16 protein-coding genes are annotated in these 15,954 nt (G+C 64.6%); 4 read left to right on the top strand and 12 right to left on the bottom strand.

Annotated features, from left to right (window positions below; translation table 11 throughout):
- The first annotated feature begins 539 nt into the window (after positions 1-539).
- Entirely contained in the window at positions 540-749 is a 210-nt protein-coding gene (locus tag D0B32_RS32295) for a hypothetical protein (protein WP_147329535.1), read from the top strand.
- Here D0B32_RS32295 and D0B32_RS16275 read toward each other — a convergent pair.
- Genes D0B32_RS16275 through D0B32_RS16260 form a run of 4 tightly spaced genes read right to left on the bottom strand, consistent with a single transcriptional unit; the run spans position 718 to position 5,578 of the window.
- The gene (locus D0B32_RS16275) at positions 718-1,578 is read right to left on the bottom strand and encodes an HlyD family secretion protein (protein WP_117335019.1); all 861 of its coding nucleotides are present in this window, start codon (positions 1,576-1,578) and stop codon (positions 718-720) included. The genes D0B32_RS32295 and D0B32_RS16275 overlap by 32 nt on opposite strands.
- Before the next feature lie 13 nt (positions 1,579-1,591).
- Positions 1,592-1,792, bottom strand: a complete 201-nt coding sequence (locus tag D0B32_RS16270; protein WP_117335018.1) for a DUF1656 domain-containing protein — start codon at positions 1,790-1,792, stop codon at positions 1,592-1,594.
- Positions 1,782-3,980, bottom strand: coding sequence for an FUSC family protein (locus D0B32_RS16265; protein ID WP_117335017.1), 2,199 nt, complete (start codon positions 3,978-3,980; stop codon positions 1,782-1,784). The genes D0B32_RS16270 and D0B32_RS16265 overlap by 11 nt, the downstream gene beginning before the upstream one ends.
- A 14-nt stretch (positions 3,981-3,994) precedes the next feature.
- Complete coding sequence (locus D0B32_RS16260) at positions 3,995-5,578, bottom strand: efflux transporter outer membrane subunit (RefSeq protein ID WP_117335016.1); 1,584 nt, start codon at positions 5,576-5,578, stop codon at positions 3,995-3,997.
- A gap of 155 nt (positions 5,579-5,733) precedes the next feature.
- On the opposite strand from D0B32_RS16260, the gene D0B32_RS16255 reads away from it, so the two are divergent.
- Together D0B32_RS16255 and D0B32_RS32570 are read left to right on the top strand one after the other, a co-directional pair.
- The gene (locus D0B32_RS16255) at positions 5,734-6,672 is read left to right on the top strand and encodes a LysR family transcriptional regulator (RefSeq protein ID WP_117335015.1); all 939 of its coding nucleotides are present in this window, start codon (positions 5,734-5,736) and stop codon (positions 6,670-6,672) included.
- A 164-nt stretch (positions 6,673-6,836) separates the two neighbouring features.
- The gene (locus tag D0B32_RS32570) at positions 6,837-6,992 is read left to right on the top strand and encodes a hypothetical protein (protein WP_181969828.1); all 156 of its coding nucleotides are present in this window, start codon (positions 6,837-6,839) and stop codon (positions 6,990-6,992) included.
- A gap of 260 nt (positions 6,993-7,252) precedes the next feature.
- On the opposite strand, the gene D0B32_RS16250 is transcribed toward D0B32_RS32570, so the two are convergent.
- The 5 genes from D0B32_RS16250 to wrbA form a co-directional block, all read right to left on the bottom strand.
- Positions 7,253-8,077, bottom strand: coding sequence for an SOS response-associated peptidase (locus D0B32_RS16250; protein WP_259295027.1), 825 nt, complete (start codon positions 8,075-8,077; stop codon positions 7,253-7,255).
- Between the two features lie 94 nt (positions 8,078-8,171).
- Positions 8,172-8,993 (bottom strand): metallophosphoesterase, encoded by an 822-nt coding sequence (locus D0B32_RS16245; RefSeq protein ID WP_117335014.1) that lies wholly within the window; start codon positions 8,991-8,993, stop codon positions 8,172-8,174.
- 84 nt (positions 8,994-9,077) lie between these two features.
- Entirely contained in the window at positions 9,078-10,535 is a 1,458-nt protein-coding gene (locus D0B32_RS16240) for an FAD-binding oxidoreductase (RefSeq protein ID WP_117335013.1), read from the bottom strand.
- 68 nt (positions 10,536-10,603) lie between these two features.
- On the bottom strand, positions 10,604-11,041 hold the full coding sequence (locus D0B32_RS16235) for a DUF2069 domain-containing protein (protein ID WP_117335012.1): 438 nt from the start codon (positions 11,039-11,041) through the stop codon (positions 10,604-10,606).
- A complete protein-coding gene (wrbA, locus tag D0B32_RS16230; RefSeq protein WP_117335011.1) occupies positions 11,038-11,640 on the bottom strand; it encodes an NAD(P)H:quinone oxidoreductase in 603 nt (200 codons plus the stop codon). Before wrbA ends, D0B32_RS16235 begins: the two co-directional genes overlap by 4 nt.
- A gap of 119 nt (positions 11,641-11,759) precedes the next feature.
- Between wrbA and D0B32_RS16225 the strand changes: the two genes are divergently transcribed.
- Complete coding sequence (locus D0B32_RS16225; RefSeq protein WP_259295026.1) at positions 11,760-13,073, top strand: YihY family inner membrane protein; 1,314 nt, start codon at positions 11,760-11,762, stop codon at positions 13,071-13,073.
- A 43-nt stretch (positions 13,074-13,116) separates the two neighbouring features.
- Here D0B32_RS16225 and D0B32_RS16220 read toward each other — a convergent pair whose 3' ends face one another.
- From D0B32_RS16220 to D0B32_RS16210, 3 genes are all read right to left on the bottom strand, one after another.
- Positions 13,117-13,437 carry a DUF962 domain-containing protein gene (locus D0B32_RS16220; protein WP_117335010.1) on the bottom strand — a complete coding sequence of 107 codons (321 nt, stop codon included), beginning with the start codon at positions 13,435-13,437 and terminating at the stop codon, positions 13,117-13,119.
- Positions 13,438-13,650: 213 nt separating this feature from the next.
- Positions 13,651-14,496, bottom strand: coding sequence for an alpha/beta fold hydrolase (locus D0B32_RS16215; RefSeq protein ID WP_117335009.1), 846 nt, complete (start codon positions 14,494-14,496; stop codon positions 13,651-13,653).
- Positions 14,493-15,881 carry an O-acetylhomoserine aminocarboxypropyltransferase gene (locus D0B32_RS16210; RefSeq protein WP_117335008.1) on the bottom strand — a complete coding sequence of 463 codons (1,389 nt, stop codon included), beginning with the start codon at positions 15,879-15,881 and terminating at the stop codon, positions 14,493-14,495. Before D0B32_RS16210 ends, D0B32_RS16215 begins: the two co-directional genes overlap by 4 nt.
- Between the last annotated feature and the right edge of the window lie 73 nt (positions 15,882-15,954).

The raw sequence follows: 15,954 nt of genomic DNA, 5'->3' as shown, positions 1-15,954 counted from the left end.
TTTTTGGCCTTTTTTTGCATTGTCTTTGGCCTTTCCTTGATTTCTTATTGGTTTATTTGTGTTGCCCCTGTGCGGGGCGGCACTTACTTTCTTTGCCGCCGCAAAGAAAGTAAGCAAAGAAAGCGGGCTCAAACCGCCAGCCAGTAGGTGTTTCCCTCGCCACGCTCGCGGCATTGGTCCGAGACGAGATCAGCCCTCGCATTTCCTCCCTTTGTGACCAGGCCGTCATTCGCTCCAGCGTTGCGCTGCGCGCCCCGCCGTTGGGCATAACCCAAGGTGTTGGCCCAGTTTGCGCAACTGCTGGCGCGACTCCCACAGTTTCAGGTCGGCCGAAGATTCGTTTGGATATCTAATTAGTCTGGAGGGAGGGCAGCCCAAAATATCCCCCGCCCGCTTCCCCATGCAGACCCAACCGCGACGCACGCAGTGCGAAGTGGGATGAATGAATGCTTTGTCACGGAGGGATGCGGCGCGAGGGAGGGTCTCGTCTCGGACCAACGCCACGGAAGCGGCGAGGGAGACACCTACAAGCTGGCGGTGTGAGCCGTTTTCTTTTGCCTACTTTTCTTTGCGGCAGGCAAAGAAAAGTAGGTGCTGCCCCGCACAGGGGCAACGCAAATAAACCAATAAGAAATCAAGGAAAGGCCAAAGAGAAAGGCCAAAAAAAAAGCAAAAAAGCGCCAACAAAAACAGCCAGCGCCGCAGGCAAAAAAAACATCAACCAGGCTGCACAACAACAGTACAAGTAGTACCAGCCGAAAGCACTACCCCCTCAGGCACCTGATCAATCCGAATCCTCACAGGCACGCGCTGCGCCAACCTGACCCAATTGAAAGTCGGATTCACATCCGCTAGCAACTCCCGGCTCTGCGGATTATCGCGGTCATAAATCCCTCGCGAAATACTCTCCACGTGTCCCTGCAGCACGCCGCCACTCATCAACCGCATCTGCGCCTTATCCCCCACGTTCACGTGCGGCAGCTTCGTCTCCTCGAAGTACCCATACACCCAGAACGAATGACTATCCACGATGGCCAGTTTCGCTGCGCCCGCCGTTGCGTAGTCACCCTGGAATACGTTCAGGTTGGTCACGTAACCATCCACGGGCGATACCACCCGCGTGCGCTCCAGATTCAGCTTTGCTGCATCCAGCGCGGCCTGGGCCTGCTGATACGCCGCTTCGGCTGCTGAGGCGGTATGGGTCGCATTGTCCATGCTCTCCTTCGAGACCACCATGCTGTCCATGTCGGCGCGGCGCTTCGCGTCGTCACGGCGCATCTGCAGTTCGGCCTTGCGTGCGGCCACGGCGGCCTCGGCCTGTTCGACGGCGATCTGATAGTGCGCGGGGTCGATCTGCATCAGCAGGTCACCCTTCTTCACCATCTGGTTGTCGTGCACCGGCAACGCCACGACCGCGCCGGAGACGTCCGGCGCAATGTTGACGACGTCGGCGCGCACGCGGCCGTCCCGTGTCCACGGCTGATCCATGTAGTGCACCCACAAGGCTCGGCCAATCAAGATCGCTAACGCGAAGATGATGGCTGTCGCGACAAAACCCACAATATTTCGAATGGTCATGATTCGACTCTGGTCAACGATAAACGGCGAGACCCAGCGCGCCGCACACACACACGAGCAAGCTGGCCCGGAACAGGTTCGGATGCCATACCACGCGGTACAGGCCCGTATAGGCCAGCACGCGGTCCAGCATCCACGTCAGCAGCGTGCCGGCCACAAACAGCAGCACGATGGCCGGCACATAGGCGTCGAGGACGGCAACTTCACGTGGCATGGCGAACTCCTTGTGATGCGTCGGTCCGCGTGCCCACCAGCGTTTCCAGCGGCGATTGCGGATCGAGCAGCGCGGTACGAATGAAATGCAGATGACTCAAAATGCGTTGCAGTTGATGACGTTCCTCGCGCGGCGGCGCAAACGTCGTCAACACCTGCTGCACGGCGGCGATCGCATCGGTGGTGGCCGCCAGCGCTGCGTCCATGCGGCGTTCGTCCGGCCGCTCGAACAGCGCCGCCACGGCGCGGCGCGCGCGGGTTTCCGCCACGCGCCACGGCATCGTGCTGGCATAGCGGGCGTTGGCAGGCAGCGTTGCGATTTCGCGGCGCAGGTCGAGCACGGCGTTACCCGTCTCGAGCACCGCGAACATCCAGCGCAACGCATTGCGCTGAAACTCGGGCTCGGTCGCGGCCAGTGCGTTGAGCTGGAACAGCAGATCGCGCGTGCCGCTCTCGAAGCGCGAACGCAGTCGCGTGAGCCGTGCGTGACACGCGCTCACGACCTGGCGGCGCAGGTCGATCAGCAGGCGATTGCGCATCCACGGGATCGAAGGCGGCAGGATGGTCGCGCAGGCCACGGCCGTCACCAGCATGGACAGCACGAGCGCAATCGCGTCGTTCATGAACGCGGTCGGATCGTAGTGGAACAGGTTGTCCGGTCCGGCCAGCGTGCAGAAAAACACGCAGTAGCCGAAGCCGTAGCCAACCAGCTTCGCACGCGTGGTCATGAACACCCCCAGCGCAAGACAGGGCGTGAGCACGACGCAAAGCAGCGGGAAGCCGTCGATATGCGGATACACGCCGAACGTCAGCACGAGCCCGACGAGACCCGCGAGCGCCGTGCCGATAGCCATGTGAAACGCCATGCGCGCGGGGAAGGGCGACGAGGACGCCAGCGCGCAGGTCGCCGCGCCGGTCAGCACCAGCGAGACGCCGCTCGGCCACGCGGTGGCGATCCACACGGCGCCGAGCAGCATCACCACGAACGTGGCGCGCAAGCCGCCGATCGCCGCCGCCAGCGCGTTGGTCTTCGGCGTGTAGCGTTCGATCCAGCGTTCGCGTTCATGGTTATCCACGGCGAGTGAGGCATACGTGGCCGTGTAGGCGTGCAGATCGTCGACGAAGCGGTACAGCAGTTCCGCCGCCGTGTCGAAATCGAGCAACGGGGTGTCGTCTTCCGCGGCCAGTCCGGCGCGGGTCGCGCGCACCCGCTGCGGCAGCGTCGCCTTGTAAGCCTCGAGTTGCGCAGTGGCATGCGCGGCGTCGGCGGCGCTCAGGATGGGCTGGCCGGACTTGTTCAGAAGCGGCGCGATCTCGCTGAAATACGGTTGCAGCGCTTCGATCACACGTGCGGCGCTCGCATCGTGCAGGCGGTTCATCAACTGGTGCAGCGCGTGAAACCGCGTCGACGCGGTCATGAACTCACTGTTCAGCCGCGACAGCCGGCCGCTGCGCATGCGCGCTTCGGGACCTTCGAAAACGGCCACGCTGCGGGTATTTTCGAAGCCCACGATATCCGCGACGAAGCGCGCGTTGGTGGCCTCGATGTGGGCTCGATCCACTTGCCCCGACAAGGCGGCCGCCACATAGTCGACGAATGCGCTGAAACGCACCCGCACCGTATTGCGCATCTGGTCGCCCGCCGATTGCGGGAAAATCAGCGCGCTCACCGCGCCCGAGCAGATGATGCCCAGCGTAATTTCGGCCACCCGCGTGAGCGCCGACATATACGCGCCGTCGGGATTCTGCGAAGCAGGGATGCCGATTAGCGCCGCCGTGTAACCCGCAAGTACGAAGCCATACGAGCGGAAATTGCGGTTGCGCGCGGAGCCCGCGGTGCAGATGCCGACCCAGATCGCGGTCGACGTGATGAAGAGTTCCGGTTGCTGCGAGAACAGGCTGATCAGGACCAGCATCACGACGAGCCCGACCAGCGTGCCGCAGATCCGGTAGAAGCTCTTGGCCAGCACGCGACCGCTTTGCTGCGTCATCAGGATGAACACGGTGGTCATGGCCGTGCGCGGCTGCGGCAGGTCGAGCTTCATTGCAATGCCGAGCGCGAGGAAGGCGGCCGTCAGCGCCTTCAGCACGTAGAGCCACGTGAGGCCGTCGGTGCGGGCCCAGTCGGCGACGGCTGTGTAGAGCGTCGCCGGAGTCAACGGCTGGCGGGGCGCGGTGGATGTAGACATGGGAGCGCCGCGCGTTATTGCAGGGCCGTCGCGGGCGCGGCGGTTTGCGTGCTGAGCGGGGCGTTAGGGGCCTTAGGGACGTCAGGGGCGTTACTCCCCGGCTGGCCCTTGCCGCGACCATGCGCGGGCAGCGTCTCATCCGGCTTCGGGCCATCCGCGGGATCGGCGAGGCCGCCACCCAACGCGGTCATCAACGACGCATGCGCGCCGAGCCGCTGCGCCTGAATCCGCGCCACGCCTTCCTGGGCATGTAGCAACTGATTCTGCGCGATCAGCACGTTCAGATAATCGGTCAGGCCACGCTTGTAGCCTTCGCGGGACAGGTCGTAGTTCTTGCGTGCGGCGGCGACGGAACGTTCCGCGTCGCTTTGCTGGGTTTGCAGCGAACGCAGGCGCACCACCTGATCCGCGACGTCCTTCAGCGCACTCACGATGGTCTGGTTGTACTGATCGACCGCGGCGTCGTAGCCCGCGTCCGAGGTGCCGAGTTCGGCGCGCAGGCGGCCGCCGTCGAAGATCGGCAGGGACATTGCCGGACCGCCCGTCCAGCTTCCGTTGGCCGAACGCAGGAACTGGAACAGCGGCCCCGCCGCCGCGTAACCGCCGATCGAGGCGAGCAGGTTGATGTCCGGATAGAAGTTAGCCTTGGCGACGTCGATGCCACGCGCCTGCGCCGCCACCGTCCAGCGCGCCGCGACGACGTCCGGACGGTGGCCGAGCAGTTCGGCCGGCAACGCCGACGGCAAGCCGGCCGGCGCCGCCAGCGAAAGCGCGGGCCGCGTGATCGCGTCGCCCGCGCCGGGCCCTTTGCCGGCCAGCGCAGCCAACCGGTTGCGGTCGAGCGCGATGGCTTCTTCGAGCGCATCGATCTGACGTTCGTATTCGGGAATCGGCGTTTGCGCCTGGCTCAGTTCGAGCTGCGTGCCAAGGCCGCCCTTCAGACGGCGCGTGGCCAGATCGACGATCTGCTGCTGTTGCTGCAGGGTGGCGTTGGCGATATCGAGCAGCGCGTAATTCATCGACATGTCGACGTATGCGCGCACCACGTTGGCTTCGAGTTCGAGCTGCGCCGCGCGCTCGTCGGCCGCGCTGGCGTGGGCGAGATCGAGCGCGCGCTCGGTATTGTTACGGTCTTTGCCCCACAGATCGAGGTGATAGGAGAGGCCGATCGTGCCGGTGTTGTTCCAGGTGTTCGCGTCGGAGAGCGGGCCGGGGCCGTAGTAGACGTTGTCGGGCCAGTGTTCACGCTCGATCGAAAGACTGCCGTTGATCTGCGGTGCCTGCGCGGCGCGTGCGATGCCCGTCATGGCTTGCGCCTCGCGCACCCGCGCCTGGGCGATGGCCAGCGTGGGGTTATTCGCCTGAGCGGCAGCGATCCAGGCGTCCAGTTGCGGATCGTGATAGGTGTGCCACCAGTCGGCAGCGGGCCACTGTGCTTCGGCATTGGCCGCGCGGATGGCCGCGCCGGCGTCGAGCGTTCCGGTTTCCGTGGCGCGGTCCTGCGGTGCCAGGCCCCCGTTACTGGCGCAGCCGGCGATTATTATCGAGATCGTAAGAGCGGCCAACGTGGCGATCCCTTTTTGTACCGGACACTGCACGATTTCCCCCTGAATTGACTATAGAACCCTGTGCGTTATTATATTTTTGGTGGTATTCATGAATAAGCTGTAAAGATGCAAGGCATTTTTACGGAAACTGTGACAATCGCTCTTACGAAGCATGTAACAATCGCACTGTCTCAGTAAGGATGGGTATGGATACGCTTCAAAACATGCGCGTATTTGTCCGGGTCGTCGAAGCGGGCAGCTTCACCGGTGCGGCGCAGCACCTGAATACGACGACGGCTTATGCGTCGCGCGCGGTCTCCGACCTGGAAGCGCATTTGCGCACGCGCCTGCTCAACCGTACGACGCGCCGCATCGCGCTCACCGAAGCCGGCGAGCGCTATCTGCAGCGCTGCGAGCAGATTCTTGCCTACGTCGACCAGGCCGAGGCCGAGGCGAGCGACGCCCACGCGCGGCCGTCCGGCAAGCTCAAGGTGCATGGCATGACGAGCTTCGGACAGCACTACGTGGTGCCGTCCGTGGGGCGTTATCAGCAGCGTTATCCGGAAGTGCAGATCGAACTGACGCTCTCGAACCGTGTTCCTGATCTGCTCGACGAGGGCTACGACGTGGCGCTCGTGCTGGCGCAGGACCTGCCGGATTCGGGTCTGGTGTCGCAGCGGCTGGGCGGCGCCTTCAGCATAGCCTGTGCGTCGCCGGCCTATCTGGAGCGGCACGGCGTGCCGCAGGTGCCGAACGATCTCAACCGGCACACCTGTCTGCAACTCGTGACGCCCATCTTCCCTACGGCTGAATGGATTTTCGACGGCCCGAATGGCCAGGAAAGCGTTGCGCTAGGCGCCGCCACGTTTCAGGTCAACGTGGCCGAAGCGCTGGCAGTAGCGGTGCGCGAAGGCATGGGGGTGGGTCTGCTGCCCATTTATTCGGCCATCAGCGGGCTGCGTAGCGGGCAGCTGGTGTGGGTGCTGCCCGAATACACGTCGCAGGAAATGAATCTGTACGCGCTGTACGCGTCGCGCCAGTACCTCGACGCGAAGATCCGCACGTGGGTGGAATTCCTGCGCGACGAACTGCCTGCAACGCTCGCGGCGGATCAAACCGAACTGCGCAAGTTTGCCCGGACTTGACGAAGCGCGGACTCGTCGCGGCGTTGCGCGATGTTACAGAAGCGCGGCGTCGCAACATTTCCTTACTTCTGGCTCCGATTTGATTTGATAACGTGGTGTCCAACGTACTTGCCGGCCGCGCCGGCCAGCGCTCAGGAATCTGGAATCAAAAAGGAAGAAGGAATATGGATACGCATCTGCTGATCGGCGTGGCCGTCATGCTGGGACTGATCGGAATTGCGGGCTCGCGCGAGCTGCTGCGCCGCTTCAAGGCTCAACCGCAACTCGTGCCGATCCGCGCCGAGCGCCGCGATGCGGCGGGGTACACGCGGCGGCGTTGAGTTCTGGGCGGTCCTGGGAAGCGGGCTTCGGGCTGGCGCGGGTTGCAGCCGGAGTCGCATCCCGGTTGCTAACCAGTTGCTGACCGTCCGGTAACGCGCAGTTGCTAGCCGTCCGGAAACGCGCTTCGCGAAGCGCTCGATGAGTTCGCGCGGTCGCTCCGCGCAAGTGGTCCTCGATCCGCGCTTATGCTGCGGTTGAGGTGCCCGTAAGCTGCCCTTAAGTGGCGCTCAAACCAGCCGCTCCCAAACGGTACTGCAGGCTACTGCAACGCCTCGATCAAGCGTGGCTCGTCGACCAACGGCCGTTCCACGTCGAGGCTCACCCGATACCACCTGAATTTTGCCGCCGGCTCGCCTGCGTGACGGGCCAGATCGTCGATTTCGGCGCCGCTTATGGCCGGGTCGAGCCAGCGGCGCGCGGCCTTGGGCCCGAATACCAGCGGCCGGCGATCGTGTACGTCGATCAGGCCGGCGTCGGCGGTGGCCGTCACGATCACGAGTCCCATGCCCTCGGTTTGCGGCTGGGTGCCCTGCACGTTGGATAGCGCCGCCAGATACATCGGCTCGTCGCGTTTCAGACGCACGTAGTAGGGTTGCCTGACCGGTTGCTTCGAGAACATCGCATCGGTTTGGTGGCGCGTCGGAGGGCGCATCTGCCCGGTTGACTCATTCTCGGCCAGCACGGACGCACTGGCAGACTGACTCTCCGGTGCGCCGTTGCCTGTTTCGTTCTCCTCACGCTCATCTTCCGGCGCGGTCTCCAGCCGCCATTCGAACCAGCCGTCCGCCGGTACCAGCACGCGGCCGGTCATCCACAATTCCTTGAAATAGCGGCCACCGGCGGCGGTTTCTGCGCGTGCGTTGATGGTCTGCGGCAGATTCTGGGCGCGCGCCCAGTCCGGACAGTATCCCCAATGAATGGGCCGCATGGTTTCGTCTGGATAGATGGCGAGTGGATGCGTGCCGGGCGGCAGGTTGTAGCCGGGACGGCGGTCGGCGGCATCGAACAGCATGAAGGGATTGGCGAGGCCCAGGTGCTGGGCGTAGCGCGATGCTTCGCGGTACTGGCTGATTCGACCACACATGAGCGCTCCCGGATGGATGGCGCAACGGCTTGCCGACGCCCGCAGCTTAATGCGTTGCGCCGGATGTGACCAGCGGGCGGCTAGATCCGCGCGACTAGATCTCCACCACCTTGTCCCATGCGAACAGCGGGTTTTCCATCTGTCCGGTGCGACGATCGGGATAGCCGCGCGGATTGCAGACCACCCGCGTGCCGTCGACGGTGTAATCAAATGCGGTATGCGTATGACCGTGTATCCACAGCGCGACGGGCGCACGCACCAGCTCCGGCAGATGATTCACGAAGCCGGCTGAGACGAGGTCGTTGGCATAGCGCTCGGCAAGGCTCGAGCGATGCGGCGCATGGTGGGTGACGACGATGGTTTTGCCGCCGAATGGCTTCGCCAGTTCGCCTGCGAGCCAGGCGCGGGCCTGCGCGTGCAGGGCGAGGGAATCGCCGGGCGTGAAATTGCGCGGCGCTGCGGCTTCGGGAGCGGCGGTGCGCTCATGCGGCCATGCGATCTGGATCAAGCCGCGGAAGTCGAGCATCACGCGTTCGGCCGCCGCAATCGAATCCGCAATGGCTTCCGGTTGCGCGCCGTACAGGGCAAAGTCGGTCCACAACGTCGTGCCGAGCACGCGCCACTCGCCCGCCGGATCGACCAGCGCGGCGTTGTTGAGCAGATGGACATTGTCGACCGAGGCGGCAGCATCGTGCATGGCCGTTTCCAGTGCACCGAACTCGCCGTCGTAATACTCGTGATTGCCGGGCACGTACACCACCGGCACCGACCCGTCAAAGGTTTCTGCCGCCCAGCGCGGCCCGGCTGCGTGATTGTGGATGTCGCCGGCAAGCACGATCAGATCCGCCTGAGCGTGCGGAATGACTTCCGGCTCGTCGCACTCCAGATGCAGATCGGACAGCACGCGAATCTTCACGAACGATGCTCCTGTCAGAAAAGCGCGGACGGTGTGTGGTACAACAGCGGATGCATCAGCGCGGCGCTAGGCCGTGCCCAGCTGCTAGCGTATCACCTTGCCCGGATTCATCAGGTTGAGCGGGTCGAGGGCGCGCTTGAGCGTGCGCATCAACTGCACTTCCACCTCTGATTTGTAGTGCGCCGCCTCGTCGATTTTCAGCTGGCCAAGCCCATGTTCGGCGCTGATGCTGCCGCGATGCCGGTGCACGCTGTCATACACGATCTTGTTGATCGGGCTCTGATACTGCGCGAGGAACGCCTTCGCGTCGCCACCTTCCGGCGCCTGCACGTTGTAGTGCAGATTGCCGTCGCCGAGATGCCCGAACGTGACCATGCGCGCACCGGGCACCGCCTCTGCGATGGCCGCGTCGGTTTCCGTGATGAAATGGCCGATGCGCGAGATCGGCACCGCGATATCGTGCTTGATGTTGAGCCCCTCTTCGGCCTGTGCGAGCGGAATGTGTTCGCGCAGATTCCAGAATGCCCGCGACTGCGCGAGGTTTTCCGCCACCACCGCGTCTTCGACCAGACCGTCTTCGAGCGCGGTTTCCATCAGGCGTTCGAAGAGGGCGCGTGCGTGTTCTTCGCTTTCGCTATCAGACAGTTCGAGCAGCACGACCTGAGCATGTGATTCCGCGAACGGATAGCGCATCTGTTCGAAGTGATGGCCCACGAGCCGCAGGCAGAAATCCGACATCAATTCGAAGCCGGTCAGGAGCGGCCCCGCGAAGCGTTGCGCGAGCGAGAGGAAATCGAGCGCGGCCTGCGGCGAGGCCAGTGCAGCGAGCGCCGTGACACGTGCGGCGGGCTGTGGATGGAGCTTCAGCACGGCGGCGGTAATGATGCCCAGCGTGCCTTCTGCGCCAATGTAGAGGTCGCGCAGGTCGTAGCCCGTGTTGTCCTTGCGCAATCCGCGCAGGCCGTCCCACAACTCGCCTTGCGCGGTCACGACTTCGAGGCCGAGACACAGTTCGCGCGTGTTGCCATAGCGCAGCACGCCGGTGCCGCCCGCGTTGGTGGCGAGATTGCCACCAATCGTGCAACTGCCTTCAGCGGCGAGACTCAACGGGAACAGACGGCCGGCTTCTTCGGCGCGCGACTGCACTTCGGCGAGGATCACACCCGCTTCGACGGTGATCGTGTTGTTGTGCGGGTCGATGTCGCGGATGCGGTTGAGCCGCCGCAGACTCAGGATGGCCTGCGCCCCGCTCGAATCCGGCGTGGCGCCGCCGGCCAGTCCCGTGTTGCCCCCTTGCGGCACGATTGCGATGCGATGTTCGACCGCGAGTTTGACGACGGCGGCCACTTCGGCAGGCGTCGCCGGACACAGCACGGCGCACGCGGCGCCGGTGTAGCGGCGCCGCCAGTCGGTCAGATAGGGTCCGGTGTCATGCGGCTCGGTCAACACATGCGCTGCGCCGATGGCGTCGCGGCATGCGGCGATGAACGCCTGTGAGGGGGCGTCAGTACCGTTGCCGGCGGGGGAAGTGGGTTGAGTCATGATGGTCGGTCGATCAAGAGGTGCTCAGACAGATACCGGAAGACAAGGGACGTGGGTGAGGCGTGGCGTTAGCCCGGATGCTTCGCACGCTGTCGTGCGGCGCGCTTGAACGGGGCGACATAGGCGAGTGCGCAGACAAAGAAGATCAAGGCGAGCACCGTCTCCAGCCAGCCAAGCTGCGCGGAGAGACCACGGTCGCTCATGCCGCGCACGATGCCTTCGGCAAAATACAGCAAGACGAGCATCGACGCCCACTGCAACGTATAGAGCTGGCGGCGCAGCACGCCCGGCAACGCCAGCAGCAGCGGCACCGCCTTGAGGACGAGCGCCGTGCCGCCGGGCCGCAGCGGTGCGAGCCACCATTCCCACGCAACCGACAGCACGATCAGTGCGATCAGCGCGAGGGCGGCGCCGAGGGCCGCGCCTCGACGGCGAGGTGTGGCTGGAACAGGTGGCGCGCTCGCCGGGTTATCCGCTGCAGTCTCAAAGGGAGCAGGCGTATTCACGGCCGTTCGCTCATGACAGCAGCCGTACGTGCAATACGCGCGCCGAGCGCGACGGCGAGTGTCTTCTCGTCGGCTGAAATGCCGTGTTCAGCGGAGTCCGCGCGTGCGTAATGGGACGCGCCGTAAGGCGTGCCGCCGGTTTGCGTGGTGGTCAGCGTGCTCTCGGTGTAGGGGATGCCGAGAATCAGCATGCCGTGATGCAGCAGCGGCAGCATCATCGAAAGCAGCGTGGTTTCCTGGCCGCCGTGCATGCTGCCGGTGGCGGTGAATACGCATGCGGGTTTGCCCGCGAGCGCGCCGGATAACCACTGCGGCGTGGTGCCGTCCAGAAAGTATTTGAGCGGTGCGGCCATGTTGCCGAAGCGGGTGGGCGAGCCGAGCGCGAGACCGGCGCATTCTTCCAGATCGCGCAGTTCCACGTACGGCGGCCCTTCGCTCGGGATGTCCGGCTGGGTGGCCTCGCAAACGGTGGACACCGGGGGCACTGTGCGAACCCGCGCCTGCATGCCGGGGACGCTGTCGACGCCGTGCGCAATCGCCAGCGCAAGTTCACGCGTGGCGCCGTAACGGCTGTAATAGAGCACGAGAATGTCTTTCATAGGCCTCTTCGGGTGAGCAGGTATTATAGGGGCTGGGTCCGCGGCACAGGCCGCGCGCAGGCAATCCGCCGCCGGCCGCAATGGGCGCGGCGGGCTTTACGAAGTCGAAGGAGGCAGGTTTGTTGTCCAGGGTGCGTTTAGACCTCGATGCGCTCAAACGCCTCGCGCAGTTCGCCGCGCAGCGCAGCAGCGAAGATCGGATTCCTCAGGTGGCGGGCAGTCTCACCTTCACCACCATGCTCTCGCTCGTGCCATTGGCCACGGTGGCGTTCGCGCTGTTCACGGCGTTCCCGATCTTCGGTTCGTTCCAGATGTCGCTGCAGAATTTCCTCGCCGCGCATCTGATGCCCACGCAGTTTAACAACCAGATTTTCAACTATCTGAACGAGTTCGCGTCCAAGGCCAAGGGGCTGACCACGATGGGCATGATCGTCCTGTTCCTCACTTCGGTGATGACCATGATGACCGTCGAATCCGCCTTCAACGTGATCTGGCGCGTGCGCAAGCCGCGCCCGTTTGCCCAGCGCGTACTGGTGTACTGGGCGGTGATCACGCTGGGGCCCATTCTGATCGGCGTCAGCCTGTCGATCTCCTCCTATCTGTTCACCCGCTCCATGGCGTTCAGCGCGGCCCAGCACGTCACGCCGCTGATCGACTGGGCCTTGACGGGCGCTGCGTTGCCGCTCACTGCGCTCGCTTTCACGATGCTCTACGTGTATTTGCCGAACTGCCGCGTCGAGTGGCGCGACGCGGTGGTAGGCGGGGTGGGCGCGGCGATTGCCTTCGAGCTCGCCAAGCGTGGCTTTGGCTATTACATCCGCCGCGTCCCCACCTACACGGCCGTGTATGGCGCCTTTGCCACCGTGCCGATGTTCCTGCTGTGGATGTACTTGAGCTGGTTCATCACACTGGCGGGCGCGATGGTGGCCTCGGCGCTGCCAGCCATCCGTATTGGCCAGTTTCACCGGCCGCGCTTTGCGGGCAGCGACCTGTTCGACGCGCTCGAATTGCTCGCGCGGCTCTGCGAGGCGCGTGAGGCCGGCAAGCGCGGTTACTCTCTGCCGGATCTGGCGCGCATGCTCCGCCGTGACATTGATACGACCACCGCGCTGCTCGACAAGCTCGAGGAAATCGAGTGGATCGCGCGCTTGCAGGAGGACGGCGCGCGGCCGTGTTTCCTGCTGCTCGCCAATCCGAATCAGGTCACGGTGGCGCGTCTTTTCGACCTGTTCGTGGTCGATCGCGGCGAACTCGAATATCAGCTCAATCTGGATTCGACGCGGGTGGACGGTGCCACGCTTCTTTCCGCGCTCGAAAACGACAAGCTGAGCGTCACGCTTGCGTCGTTGCTGGCACTGCGCGCCGCGGCGAGAGCCGAACGCGCAGCGCAGGCCGAACAGCAGACCGCGTCCATGCCACATCAAACGGCATGAGCGGCATCAACGGCACGAGCGGCATGAACAAGGCGCGCCCGCGTTAAAGCGAAATTTTCCCCGTACAGATGTCCTTGAACATGACCCAGTCGCCCATCAGGCTATAGACAGGGTGACGAAAGGTGGCCGGGCGGTTCTTCTCGAAGAAGAAGTGGCCGACCCACGCGAAGCCATAGCCGCAGATGACGGCGGCCGGCAGCCACAGCCAGTTGCCGGTGGCGAGCGTCATGGCGAGGAAGCCGATCACGCCCAGCGAGCCCACGAAATGCAGCCGTCGCGACGTGTTGTTGCGATGCTCTTCCAGGTAGTACGGATAAAACTCCGCGAAACTCGCGAAGTGATCGGTATGAGCGGTTTGAGCCATCATGGCCTCCGTTACGCTGCTTGTGTGACATCTTCCTGACCTGCCCCTCTATCACGCTGTGAATCGAACCGCGCTGCCTGGCAATGCCAAACGTACGCGGCGCGCATAGCGGTGGTGCAAAGCTCGTTCCCGACAGGCTTGAGCCATTGTGCTGCTATCGGCAGGTGGGCGCAACTCGGCCATTCGGCCGATGGTGCGAAGCGTGTCTGTCCACTATCGTTGTGGTGACGGGGCGGCTTTGGTGCTGTGCTTCGCGAAGGCAAATAGCGTGTCGAGCGTCGCGTCGGGTTGCTCGGTCATCAGCGCGTGGCCTGCATCGAGCGTGACGGTCTGATGCGCCACACCAGCGTGATCGAAGGCCTGGGCAAGCGCCTGCGCTGCGCGCGGCGGAGTCATCATGTCGCGCTTGCCAACCAGCAGCAAGACCGGGCAGCGCACCTGTGCTGCGCTCGGCAGGCTGTCCGCGTAGGCGTTGCAGGCGGCGAAATCGGTGTGAAAGAGATGGGGTTCGCCGGTGGCCGAAACCCGTTCCATCAGGCGCTGGTTCATGCCATGCAGCCAGAAGCCCGGACCGGGGCTCGAGGGCTTGGCGGCGAGCGTCGAATGCGACCACTGGTTGACCATCGCAATGGCTTCGGGCTCACGGTTGAGCGCGGCGTCGAGCAAGGTGTCGGAGACCGTCATCGGCGCGGCAGTGGCAAGCAACGCGAGGTGGGTGGCGCGCTCGGGGTAGCGTGCGGCGAATTCGAGCGCGACGAGCGAGCCCATGCTGTGGCCGATCACGCAGGCACGCGTCACGCCGGCCGCGTCGAGCACGGCAGCAAGCCACTGCGCCATAGCGCCGATGCTGGTCAGCGCGGGGCCGCCGCTGCGATGGTGGCCCGGCAGATCGACCGCCAGCACGCCAAAACCGTGGTGTGCGAAGTAGCGCGTCTGCAGGCCCCACACGCTGTGGTCATGCTCGGCACCGTGGATGAACACGGCGGTGGGCAGGCTGGGGTCGAACGGCTTGCCGCCGGTATAGGCGTACACCGGCTGGTGCTGCACCTCGAAGATCATGTCGACTCCTTCTGCGCGCCACCGGTGGCGGGGGCGGTGGCTGCATCGGCAGGACCGTGGGACGGGGACGGCGTCGTGTTGGCAGAAGGTGCGGCTTTCGCGGGTTTCTGTGCAGCCTTCAGCGCGCGCTTGAGGTCGTCGAGCAGGTCGTCAGGGTCTTCGAGGCCAATCGAAAGGCGAATCGTGCCTTCCGCAATGCCCGCTGCGGCGAGCGCCGCGGCGTCCATGCGGAAGTGGGTGGTGGAGGCGGGGTGAATCACGAGGGAGCGGGCGTCGCCCACGTTAGCGAGGTGCGAGAACAGCGTGAGCGCTTCGATGAAGCGGCGGCCGGCGGCGCGGTCGCCGCGCAGGTTGAAGCTGAACACTGCGCCGGCGCCGCGCGGCAGCAGACGTTTGGCGAGCGCATGATCGGGATGCGTGTCCAGTTCGGGATACGCCACGGATTCAACGGCGGCGTGAGCGGCAAGGAACTCGACCACCTTGCGAGTGTTGGCCACATGGCGATCCATGCGCAGCGGCAGCGTTTCAATGCCTTGCAGCAATTGCCACGCGGCCTGGGGATGCAGGCACGCGCCGAAGTCGCGCAAGCCTTCGCGGCGGGCGCGCAGCAGGAAGGGAGCGACGGTGCTTTCCTCGGCGAACACCATACCGTGAAAGCCCTCGTATGGCTCGGTGAACTCGGGAAAACGCCCGGAGGCCTCGAAATCGAAGCGGCCGCCGTCCACCAGCACTCCGCCGATGGTCGTGCCGTGGCCGCCGAGAAATTTGGTGGCCGAGTGATACACGAAGTCCGCACCGTGCTCGAAGGGTTTGAGCAGGTACGGCGTGGTGAAGGTGGAATCGACCAGCAGCGGTACGCCGTGGTCGTGAGCGATCTGCGCGACCGCGCCGATATCGAGCACGTCGAGCCCCGGATTGCCGAGCGTTTCGCCGAACAGCAGGCGGGTGTTGGGGCGCAGCGCGGCCCGCCAGGCGTCCAGATCGCCCGGTTTGACGAAGGTCGTTTCAATGCCGAAGCGGCGCAGCGTGTAATGCAGCAGGTTGTGCGAGCCGCCGTACAGCGCGCTGGAGGCGACGATGTGCGCGCCCGCGCCCATCAGTGTGGCGATCGCCAGATGCAGGGCGGCCTGGCCGCTGGCCGTGCCGATCGCGCCCGCGCCGTTTTCCAGCGCGGCAACGCGCTCCTCGAAAACGGCCACGGTCGGGTTCGAGATCCGCGAGTAGACGTGGCCGGCGCGTTCCATGTTGAACAGCGCGGCGGCGTGATCGGTGTCGCGGAAGGAAAACGAGGTGGTCTGATAGATCGGCGTCGCGCGGGCGCCCGTGGTGGGGTCGGGGGCGGCGCCGGCGTGCAGCGCAAGCGTGTCGAAACGGTTGGCGGACATCCTGAGGCGGCGGAGCCACGGACGGCTCCGCGAAGGGTGAAAGTGGGGGCCATCCTATCACCGGGGCTATTGC

Source organism: Paraburkholderia sp. DHOC27, from assembly GCF_003429005.1.
GTDB lineage: Bacteria > Pseudomonadota > Gammaproteobacteria > Burkholderiales > Burkholderiaceae > Paraburkholderia.
This window is presented reverse-complemented; position numbering and strand designations above follow the sequence as displayed.